Raw genomic sequence first — 10,185 nt, 5'->3', positions numbered from 1 at the left:
GGGATGGCTCGCGGCGAACGAGACATGGCCCGGCGGGTGCCAGTCCTGGGTCAGGACCGCGTGCGGAAAGGCCTTCAGCAGGCGGTTGACCGGCGCGATCACCGCCTCGCCATCGGGGACGGCGAGCGCCCCGCCCGGCAGGAAGTCCCCCTGCACGTCGATGACGAGGAGGACGTCCCGCGGGACCGGGATCACGGAATCATCACCGTGGCGCCCGTGGTCTTGCGGCCGGCGAGGTCCCGGTGGACGTCCTGCACGTCCGCGAGTTTCGCCGTGGCGTGGACCGGGATCTTCACCGCCCCGCTCGCCACCACGGAGAACAGGTTCTTGGCCATGGCGTCGAGGGTCTCGCGCTTGCTCGCATGGGCGAAGAGCGAGGGGCGGGTGGCGTAGAGCGAGCCCTTCTGGCCGAGCAGCGCCAGGCTGAAATCGTCCACCGGGCCGGAGGCCGAGCCGAAGCTGACGAACATCCCCAAGGGGCTGATGCAGTCGAGGGAGGCCGGGAAGGTGTCCTTGCCGACCCCGTCATAGACCACCGGCACGCCCTTGCCCCCCGTGATCTCCTTCACGCGGGCGGCGAAATCCTCGTCGCGGTAGAGGATGACGTGGTCGCAGCCATTGGCCCGCGCCAGTTCGGCCTTCTCTTCCGAGCCCACGGTGCCGATGACGGTGGCGCCCAGGTGCTTGGCCCATTGGCAGGCGATCAGGCCGACGCCGCCGGCGGCGGCGTGGAACAGGATGGTGTCGCCGGGCTTCACCGCGTAGGTCCGGTGCAGCAGGTACTCGGCGGTGAGGCCCTTGAGCATCATCGCGGCGGCGGTCTTGTCGTCGACCCCGTCGGCGAGGTGCACGGCGGCGCTCGCCTCGATCACGACCTCCTCCGCATAGGTGTTGGCGGCCGAACCGTAGGCCACGCGCTCGCCGACCCGGAAATCGGTGACGCCCTCGCCGAGCGCCACGACCTCGCCGGCCCCCTCCTTGCCGGGGATGAAGGGCAGCTGCGGCGCCTTGTAGGCGCCCGAGCGGAAGTAGATGTCGATGAAGTTGACGCCGATGGCGGTCTGGCGGACGTGGATCTGACCGGGGCCCGGGGCCGGCACGGTCACGTCCTCGTAGCGCATCACCTCGGGGCCGCCGTATTCGTGAACCCGGATCGCCTTCGACATCGTCGCTCTCCTTAAGCCTGTCGCGTTTGGGCCGTCGTGTCGGGGCGGTCGCGAAGGACCGCCGCCCGATCAGAGGCGACATAGACGGTCGCGGCGCATCCGCAATGGCGGGGAGCCGAATGCCCTCGATCGCCGGGGCGCCGGCATGTTTCCGTTGCGCCGTCGCGCGCTGAGACTGCGCCTCTAGTCTCCCGTTTATCCAATTGCGTCGCCGCGGCCCGCATGGTTAAGGCAGACCAGTCAGCTTGTTCGTCTGGACCAGACGCACCTGAGCTTGTCGAGACACGACTTCTGATGGCGGACCGGCGGCATGGACGAGATCGTGTGGATACGCCCCGCCGAATACGATCCCGCCGTCCAGCCGGGCATGATCCTGCGTCCCGACGTCGGCCTGCCGGCGTTCCGGGTCCTGGCGCGCCGGCTCGTCGTGATGATGTACAATCCGGGCGCGGCCTGGGACATCCGGCCCTTCACCGAGCTCACCCTCCGGATCGTCGAGCCGGCGCCCCCGCATGGGACGACCGATCAGACGAGCCCGGTGAGATAGTAGACGCCGATCACCAGGAACACCGCCGCGGTCTTCAGGAGCGTGATGGCGAAGACGTCCGCATAGGCCTGCCGGTGGGTCAGGCCCGTCACCGAGAGCAGCGTGATGACGGCCCCGTTATGCGGCAGGGTGTCCATGCCCCCGCTCGCCATGGCGGCCACCCGGTGCAGCACCTCCATGGGAATGGAGGCTGCCTGTGCCGCCGCGATGAAGGTGGAGGACATGGCGGCCAGCGCGATGCTCATGCCGCCCGAGGCCGAGCCGGTGATGCCGGCGAGCGCCGTCACCGTCACGGCCTCGTTCACCAGCGGGTTCGGGATCGCCGAGAGCGCGTCGCGGATGACGAGGAAGCCCGGGAGTGCCGCGATCACCGCGCCGAAGCCGTATTCGGAAGCGGTGTTCATGGCCGCCAGCAGCGAGCCCGCCACCGCCGCGCGGCTGCCCTCGGCAAAGCCCGAGGAGACCGGGCGCCAGGCGAAGACCAGCACGGTGAGGATGCCGGCGAGCAGCGCCAGTTCCACCGCCCAAATCGCCGTGACCGGCGCGATCGTGGTGACGAGGGGCTTGTCGAGGCCCGCCAGGACCGTCTCGGCCTTCGGGCCGTAGAGGCGGGGAATGAGTGCCGTGAAGACGAGGTTGGACAGGCCCACCACGACCAGCGGCAGGAGGGCGATGGCCGGGTGCGCGCGGGCGGCCTCGTCCATGACCTGGGGCTCGTTGCTGTGGCCGCTGCCGTAGCCCTCGCCCCGGCGTTTGGCCGAGGCGATGCGGCGGTCGAGATAGGTCACGCCGACCACGAGGATGAAGGCCGCGCCGATCAGCCCGAGCCAGGGCGCGGCCCAGGTGTTGGTCCCGAAGAAGGTGGTGGGGATGATGTTCTGGATCTGTGGCGTGCCCGGCAACGCGTCCATCGTGTAGGAGAACGCGCCGAGCGCGATGGTGCCGGGGATCAGGCGCTTGGGGATGTCGCTGAGGCGGAAGGCTTCGGCCGCGAAGGGATAGACCGCGAACACCACCACGAAGAGCGAGACGCCGCCATAGGTGAGCAGGTTGCAGACCAGCACGATGGAGAGCACCGCGCGGCGCGCGCCGACGAGGTCGATGACGGCGGTGACGATGGAGCGGGAGAAGCCCGACATCTCGATCACCTTGCCGAACACGGCGCCGAGCAGGAAGACGGGGAAGTACAGCTTCACGAAGCCGACCATCTTCTCCATGAACAGGCCCGAGAAGACCGGCAGCACGGCTGACGGATCCGTGAGCAGCACCGCCAGCAGGGCGGCCACCGGGGCGAACAGGATGACGGAAAAGCCCCGGTAGGCCACCAGCATCAGGAAGCCGAGCGCCAGGAGCGCGATGAGCAGGTTCATGGAAACGGCGTCCTCCGGGCGGCCGATGGTCACGGCCTTGCCCAGGATGGTACAAGCCGCGCCCCTGCGGCGCCATCGCGACCTTGACCGGGGCGGCGACACACCTCTGTAAGCGTTAGGTTTCATGGAGAAGGCGGATCCGCCGAGGGCTCGCCCGTCCCATCCGATGCCGTCCAGGAGATCCCGCCCCGTGGTGACAGCGCCTCCCCCTCCTCCTTCCTTCGCGGTCGCCGTGGTGGGTGCCGGCGCGGCGGGCCTGAGCCTCGCCCTGGCGCTCGCCCGCGACGGCATCGCCACCGCCCTCGTCGGCCGGCACGCCCCCGTGGCGGACGGGCGTACCGTGGCGCTTCTCGACGGTTCGGTGCGCTTCTTCGACGCGCTCGGCGTCTGGCCGACCATCGCGCCCCATGCGAGCCCGCTCGCGGAACTCCACATCGTCGACGACACCGGCAGCCTGTTCCGGCCTCCCCCGGCCCGCTTCGTCGCCACCGAGATCGGCCTCGACGCCTTCGGCTGGAACGTGGAGAGCGCGCGCCTCGTCGAGGGCCTGCGCGCGGCGGCGCGGGCCGCCCCGAACCTCACCCTGTTCGAGGACGACGCCGAGGGGTTCGCCGCCGGCGAAACGTCGGCCACGATCACGCTCTGCACGGGCGGCGCGTTGTCGGCGCATCTCGTGGCCGGGGCGGACGGCGCCCGCTCGAAGCTGCGCGAGGCCGCCGGCATCGTGCCGCGCACCTGGTCCTATCCGCAGGGCGCGATCACCACGATCCTCGCCCATACGCGGCCGCACCGCGACGTCTCCACCGAGTTCCACACTCGGCAGGGGCCCTTCACCCTGGTGCCGCTGCCGGGCGGCCACCGCTCCAGCCTCGTCTGGGTGATGGGCGAGGGCCCGGCCAAGCGTATGGCCGCCCTCGACGACGACGCCCTGGCCCGGGCGGTGGAGCATCAGGCGCAGGCGATGCTCGGGTCCATGCGGATCGACGGGCCGCGCGGCCTCGTGCCGATGCGGGGCCTGTCCCTGGCCAGCCCCGTGGCTCCCCGCCTCGCCCTGATCGGCGAGGCCGCCCACGTCTTCCCGCCCATCGGCGCGCAGGGGCTGAACCTGGGCCTGCGCGACGCGGCGTCCTTGCGCGACGCGGTGATCCAGGCGGTGGGGGATGGACGCGATCCGGGTTCACGCGCGGCGCTCGCCGGCTTCGCACGATCGCGCCGCCTCGACGCGCGCCTGCGCACCACGGCGGTGGACGCGCTCAACCGCAGCCTGCTCGCCAGCCTCGTGCCGGTGGATGCCGTGCGCGGGCTCGGGCTGCTCGCCATGACGACGATCGGGCCCTTGCGCCGCGTCGTCATGCGCGAGGGCGTGCTGCCGCGTCTCGGCGCGCCGAGCCTGATGCGCTGAGCCCGATGCCGAGGCTCGGCGCTCGCCGAGGCTCAGCGCCCGGCGACGACGCTCTGGACCGGGGCCTCCTGCAAGGCCCTGTGGTTGAGGGCACCGGTGGCGAGTTCCGCCGGACCCGCCTCGCCGCCCCGGAAGGCGGTGCCGGCCCGGCCCAGGGCCGCGCCGTGCGCGAACAGGGCTTTCATGTACCCCTGGTCGAAGGGGGCGGCGGAGGTCTGCCGGAAGCGGTCGTCGATCTGCGCCACCTCGAGGTCGAGGCTGGTGCGCTGGGCGAAGGCTTCGGCCAGCGCCAGGGCGGCACGCGTCTGCGCCTTGATCGCCGCCGACATCGAGCGGCCGAGCACGCTCAGAGTCGTGCGCGAGGCCATCTGGAAGTCCGGCGTCAGGCTGTTGTTCACGACGAGGTAGACCCGGTGCGTCGGCAGGGGCGCCGGGGCCTTGGCCAGGAGCATCGATTCGGGGGCGAGAAAGTAGGGCGCGGTGGTGCCGCCGTCGTCGTGCATCTCCTGGAAGCGCTTGTCCGGGACCGTCTTCGATCCGCCCTTGTCCGAGGCCCTTTGGCCCTCCGCCACCACCTCGATCATCACCGGCGGGAACACCCCCGGCACGGCGGAGGAAGCCAGGATCACCGAGCGGAACAGCGCCAGCGCCTTGGGGCCGCCGGCTTCCGCGATGGCGCCCATGTCCCACAGGACCGGGCGCTCGGCATCCACCGCCGTGGTCGCCACGAGGAGGCGCCGGCCCTTGGCGTGCTCGGCCGCCACCGCCTTCAGGAGGGACGGCGTCACCGCCCGGTCGATGCGGCGCTTCAAGGGCCAGGTGTCGGTGAGGGCCTCGCTGGTGCCGCCGAATTCGAACACGTCGGCGGCCGAGACCTCCGTGTAGTTCTGACGCAGGGCCGCGTCGCCGGAGGCCCCGATGAAGGCGAAGGGCGCGATCATCGCGCCGGTGCTGACGCCGGTGATGATTCCGAACGCGGGGCGAGTTCCGGCCTCGCTCCAGCCGTTGAGCAATCCGGCCGCGAAGGCGCCGTTCTCGCCGCCCCCCGAGAGCACGAGCCAGGGCTCTCCGGCGGCCGACGCCCCCTCGACGAGGGCACGGAACGCGGCCGCGTCGTCGCCCGGGATCCGTACGCGGGGAACGAGCCCCTCGGGACGGGCCGTGCCGGCCTCGGCGGCGGTGAAGGCCACGCGCTCGGTCTGGCGTGCCTCGCCTGGCTTGTTCCGTTCGGTAGCCAGGGAGATCTGCGGGAGAACTAGGCCCATCAGGGCCGCGGCGAACAGCGCACGATGCCGGAGCCGGTTCCGCCTGATCGATGATCCGGACATGGGTCCGTCCTTCATCTTGGATGAGGTGCCCGCCTCCAGTCACAAAACGCGGGCTTGCGACTCACGTTCCGAATGGAACGCCTGTTCCGGTTGTAGGGCAAACGGTTTGTGTGCGTCGACACACCTTTACGAGGGGGTAGCCCTTGAACTAACCGCTGGAGCAGGATCCAAACCCGCAAAAATCCTCGATCCGCAAGAAGAACCGGAGCCTGAGACGCCGATGAAATTGCCCCGCCGCTTCTTCCAGCCCCTCGCCACCGGCGCCCCGGCTCCCTTCCGCGAGCTTCCCGTCAAGCTGGAGCGGATGATCCACTTCGTGCCGCCCCACAACGAGAAGGTGCGCTCCCGCGTGCCGGAGCTCGCCGCCACCGTCGACGTGGTGCTGGGCAACCTCGAAGACGCGGTGCCGGTCGACCAGAAGGAGGCCGCCCGCAAGGGCTTCGTGGCGATGGCGCAGGCCACCGATTTCGCCAGCACCGGCACGGGTCTCTGGACACGCATCAACGCCCTGAACAGCCCCTGGATTCTCGACGACCTGTTCGAGATCGTGTCCCAGGTCGGGACTAAGCTCGACGTGGTGATGGTGCCCAAGGTCGAGGGACCCTGGGACATCCACTACATCGACCAGCTGCTGGCCCAGCTCGAGGCGCGGCACGGCGTGACGAAACCCATCCTCGTCCACGCCATCCTGGAGACCGCCGAGGGGGTCGCCAACGTCGACGCGATCGCGAGTGCCTCGCCGCGCATGCACGGCATGAGCCTGGGGCCCGCCGACCTCGCGGCCTCGCGCGGCATGAAGACCACCCGCGTCGGTGGCGGCCACCCGGATTACCGCGTCATCGCCGACCCGACGAGCGACGGCGCCGCCCGGGCGAGCGCCCAGCAGGACCTCTGGCACTACACCATCGCGAAAATGGTCGATGCCTGCATGGCTAACGGCCTCAAGGCCTTCTACGGCCCGTTCGGCGACTTCTCGGACGCAGAGGCCTGCGAGGCCCAGTTCCGCAACGCCTTCCTGATGGGCTGCGCCGGGGCCTGGACTCTGCACCCGAATCAGGTCGCCATCGCCAAGCGGGTCTTCGCCCCCGACCCGGCGGAGGTCGCCTTCGCGGTGCGGATCGTCGAGGCGATGCCGGACGGCACCGGCGCGGTAATGCTCGACGGCAAGATGCAGGACGACGCCACCTGGAAGCAGGCCAAGGTCATCGTCGACCTCGCGAAACTCGTGGCCGAGAAAGATCCGGAGCTGGCCAAGACCTACGGTCTGGCCTGAGCCTTCTCCGGGCCCGACGCGTCATCGGCGGCGCGCCGCCGATGACAACCGGCACGCGGCGTCTTATCTGGCCGATCATGACCGACACGTTGACCGCCGATCCCATGATGAGAACCGCCAAGTTCGGCCTCGGTGCCGTCGTGCGCCACCGCATCTACCCGTTCCGCGGCATCGTCTTCGACATCGACCCGGTGTTCGACAACACCGAGGAATGGTGGCTGGCGATTCCCGAGGAGGTCCGTCCGCGCAAGGACCAGCCCTTCTACCACCTGCTCGCCGAGAACGCGGAGAGCGAGTACGTCGCCTACGTCTCCGAGCAGAACCTCGTGCCCGACACTTCGGGCGAGGCCCTGCGCCATACCGGCATCGCCGAGGTGTTCGAGCGCGACGCCGATGGCCATTACCGCATGCGCGGGCCGGCCCACGCGAACTGATACGGCCTCCCGCTTGATCAAAGCGGTGGCCGTATCGGCGAGCCGGCGCTGCGTCTGAGCGGAACCGGATCGGCAGTCGCACGCGGCAAAACGCGAAAAGGCCAGGCACCCTGCCTGGCCTTTTCTTCGTGTCGTGGGGCCGGTCGCGAAAGCGACCGGCTGTCCGATCGCTCAGGGCTTGGGAGCGGGAGCCGGTGCGGCCGGTGCCGCGGCGCCGCCCTGCTGCTCCAGCTTCTTGCGCATGTCCTCGCTGCGCTTCTCCAGCTCGGCCTGGAGCTTCTTCTGCTGCTCTTCCAGAACCTTCGGGTCGATGGCCGGGCCGTCGAAGGCCTTGCCGAAGCCGGTGATCGGCACCGCGAAGGTGACTTCGCGCTGGGTCTGGTTCTGGACGCTGACGTTGAGGGCGCTGCCCTTCTTCATCGCGTTGATGAGTTCCGGGCCGACGCCGCCGGCTTCCGCGAAGCAGCCGTTGGGGAAGCAGACCGCGAACTTGCCCGCCGTGCCCTGCTGGCCGTCGACGGTGAAGCGGATGCCCGGCTGCAGCAGCAGGCCGAGGGGCAGGAGGAAGCGGACCACGCGGGCTTCCTGCTTCTGCGCCGCGTTCTTCATCTCGTAGACGGCGACCGCGAGGACCGGCTGGCCCTGGTCGGAGACGAAGTCACGGGTGGTGTAGCAGACGTCGGTGCCGCTGCCCTGGTCCTTGCCGCAGACCTTGGTCCATTCGGTCTGGGCCGGATCGGACTTCACGTTGACGATCTGCGGGCCGGTCTGGGCCGCATTGGTGGGCGCGCCGGCGGGAGGGGCCGTCGGGGCGGGGGCGGCCGGAGCCGGGGCCTTGCCCTTGGGCGCCTGCGCGAGGGCCGGTCCGCTGAGGCCCGCGAGAGCGAGGAACGCGGCGGCATACAGCGGGCGCGCGGGACGGTTGGCGAAGAACATCAGCTCTGACCCCTTGGGATGTGGCGTATTGGGATGTGGCGTCGTTGGATGTGACGTAACGGATTCGGCTCGCGGGATGCGCCTCGAAGTTGGGGCGCGGATTCGCATCGAACGCTTCGGACTTCAAGGGCGCATCGGGCATCGGGGCGACGTTCCGGCCTGGAGCCCGGCGGATTCGACGCGCCGGACCACCGGAATGGCTCCCCTCTGACCGAGATCTGGAATGGACCGGGCCGCACCGGCGCGGCGGAAACCCTCCGCCCCCGCCCGGCAAACCCCGTCCGGAAAACCTCTGGACCGCGCCGGCCAGCGGCGCATCCCCGTCTGAACGACAGGGCGGCCTGCTTTCCCCCCGAATGCGGCGAAGACATGACACCGCCGCCGCGGCGGCGGCGTCAGGCCGGAGATCGGCGGGCGCTGAACGGGTTCGGGAGGTTTTAAGCCGGGTTTAACCCTAAGGCTTCATGAACGACGGGTAGCGGGAGTCAGCGCACGTGTCGGCGCAGCAAGCAGCCCATCTTCTCGAATCCGTACGGGCGGGGATTCCCCTGTCCCGGGTTCGCGCCCTGACGCCCGGCGTGCCCGCCCGCGACCGTGCGGCCCTGGTCGGGCCGGACGCGGCGCCAGCGTCCGGCGGGCAAGGGTCTCTCGTCCAGAGTGCGAGCGGGCAGGCTTCTACCGGGCAAGGCCCTGCCGGCCCCGGCCCGGACGGCGTCCGGGCCTCGCCCCGGGCGCAGCGCCTCTGCACCCTGCTGGCGGCCACCGCCCACGCCCATCCCCAGCGCCTCGCCTTCATCGATCCGCCGCACAAGCCGCTCTGGAGCGGGCGGCCCGCCATCACCTGGACCTACGCGGCGGCGGCCGAGATCGTGGCCCGCCTCGCCAACGGCCTGCGCACCTGGCGCCTGGCCCCGGCCAGCCGCATCGGCATCGCGCTCGCCGGCAGCTCCGAGAGCTTCCTCGCCTATCTCGCGGTGGAGGCGGCCGGGCACATCCCCTGCCTGCTGCCGCTGGCCCTCGACGAGGAGGCCCTGCTCGCCGCCGTGCAGGCGGCGGCCCTGCCCGCCGTGATCACCCAGACCCGCTTCGGCGCACTCAACCCGGCCGAGCGCCTGTGCCGGGTCGCGGTGCGTTATTTCGGCCTGCGCTACCTCGCCGCCTTCGGGCCCGACGTCCCCGACGGCGTGATCAACCTCGACGCGATGGCGCTCGACCAGGCGGGCGGCCCCTTCGCGGACGGGCCCGGCGGGCTGATCAGCTTCGCGGGCGGCGATCCCGCGCGCCCCGTCCACCGCAGCGGCGATGCGCTGCTCGCGGCCATCGCCGTCTACCGCGTCACCGCGGGCGTGCTGCCGGGCGACCGCATCCTCACCCTGTTGCCGCAGAGCGACCTGCGCGGCCTCGTCACCGGCCTCGGCGTGGCCCTGGTCGCCGGCGCCGGCCTGGAGACGCTGCCGGTCTTCGAGGCCCGCAGCTTCGCCGCCAGCCTCGAACGGCCGCTCCCGACCCAGCTCGTCGCGCCCGCCGCCCTGGAGCGCAACCTCGCCGCGAGCCGGCTGCCGGAGACCCTCGATTCCATCGTCCTGGCGCATCGCGCCCCCGGGCATCTCGGTCAGCGCTGGCTGACCCCGCGGGCGGGACGCCCGATCGTGGACGTGGTCGCCTTCGACGAGACCGCGCTGCTCACCGGCGCCCGGGAAGCCAACGACGTCGCCCTCACCCTGACGTA

Annotated in this window: 9 protein-coding genes and 1 pseudogene; 5 read left to right on the top strand and 5 right to left on the bottom strand. The window is 70.8% G+C overall.

Translation table 11 applies throughout. From position 1 onward, the window contains the following. Positions 1-192 (bottom strand): annotated as a pseudogene (locus JWQ05_RS14060) (isochorismatase family protein); the annotation flags it as partial. Continuing rightward, positions 192-1,166, bottom strand: a complete 975-nt coding sequence (locus JWQ05_RS14055) for a quinone oxidoreductase (RefSeq protein WP_299659323.1) — start codon at positions 1,164-1,166, stop codon at positions 192-194. The pseudogene JWQ05_RS14060 and the gene JWQ05_RS14055, both read right to left, overlap by 1 nt. A 310-nt stretch (positions 1,167-1,476) precedes the next feature. Between JWQ05_RS14055 and JWQ05_RS14050 the strand changes: the two genes are divergently transcribed. After that, entirely contained in the window at positions 1,477-1,713 is a 237-nt protein-coding gene (locus JWQ05_RS14050; protein WP_299659320.1) for a hypothetical protein, read from the top strand. On the opposite strand, the gene JWQ05_RS14045 is transcribed toward JWQ05_RS14050, so the two are convergent. Continuing rightward, positions 1,692-3,083 (bottom strand): GntP family permease, encoded by a 1,392-nt coding sequence (locus tag JWQ05_RS14045; RefSeq protein ID WP_299659318.1) that lies wholly within the window; start codon positions 3,081-3,083, stop codon positions 1,692-1,694. The two genes, JWQ05_RS14050 and JWQ05_RS14045, sit on opposite strands and share 22 nt — an antisense overlap. A gap of 166 nt (positions 3,084-3,249) precedes the next feature. Between JWQ05_RS14045 and JWQ05_RS14040 the strand changes: the two genes are divergently transcribed. Then, on the top strand, positions 3,250-4,485 hold the full coding sequence (locus JWQ05_RS14040) for an FAD-dependent monooxygenase (RefSeq protein ID WP_299659315.1): 1,236 nt from the start codon (positions 3,250-3,252) through the stop codon (positions 4,483-4,485). Between the two features lie 32 nt (positions 4,486-4,517). On the opposite strand, the gene JWQ05_RS14035 is transcribed toward JWQ05_RS14040, so the two are convergent. Next, a complete protein-coding gene (locus tag JWQ05_RS14035; RefSeq protein ID WP_299659312.1) occupies positions 4,518-5,750 on the bottom strand; it encodes a patatin-like phospholipase family protein in 1,233 nt (410 codons plus the stop codon). A 283-nt stretch (positions 5,751-6,033) separates the two neighbouring features. Here JWQ05_RS14035 and JWQ05_RS14030 point away from each other — a divergent pair, with 283 nt between their 5' ends. Continuing rightward, positions 6,034-7,086, top strand: coding sequence for a CoA ester lyase (locus tag JWQ05_RS14030; RefSeq protein ID WP_299659310.1), 1,053 nt, complete (start codon positions 6,034-6,036; stop codon positions 7,084-7,086). Between the two features lie 104 nt (positions 7,087-7,190). Next, positions 7,191-7,520: a heat shock protein HspQ gene (gene hspQ, locus JWQ05_RS14025; RefSeq protein ID WP_299659306.1), complete on the top strand. Its 330-nt coding sequence runs from the start codon at positions 7,191-7,193 to the stop codon at positions 7,518-7,520. Between the two features lie 171 nt (positions 7,521-7,691). Here hspQ and JWQ05_RS14020 read toward each other — a convergent pair whose 3' ends face one another. Beyond that, on the bottom strand, positions 7,692-8,456 hold the full coding sequence (locus JWQ05_RS14020; RefSeq protein ID WP_299659305.1) for an invasion associated locus B family protein: 765 nt from the start codon (positions 8,454-8,456) through the stop codon (positions 7,692-7,694). Positions 8,457-8,950: 494 nt separating this feature from the next. Between JWQ05_RS14020 and JWQ05_RS14015 the strand changes: the two genes are divergently transcribed. After that, the coding region (locus JWQ05_RS14015; protein ID WP_299659303.1) for an AMP-binding protein at positions 8,951-10,185 on the top strand (1,235 nt) is incomplete at its 3' end.

This window comes from Methylobacterium sp. (genome assembly GCF_028290105.1).
Taxonomy (GTDB): domain Bacteria; phylum Pseudomonadota; class Alphaproteobacteria; order Rhizobiales; family Beijerinckiaceae; genus Methylobacterium.
This window is presented reverse-complemented; position numbering and strand designations above follow the sequence as displayed.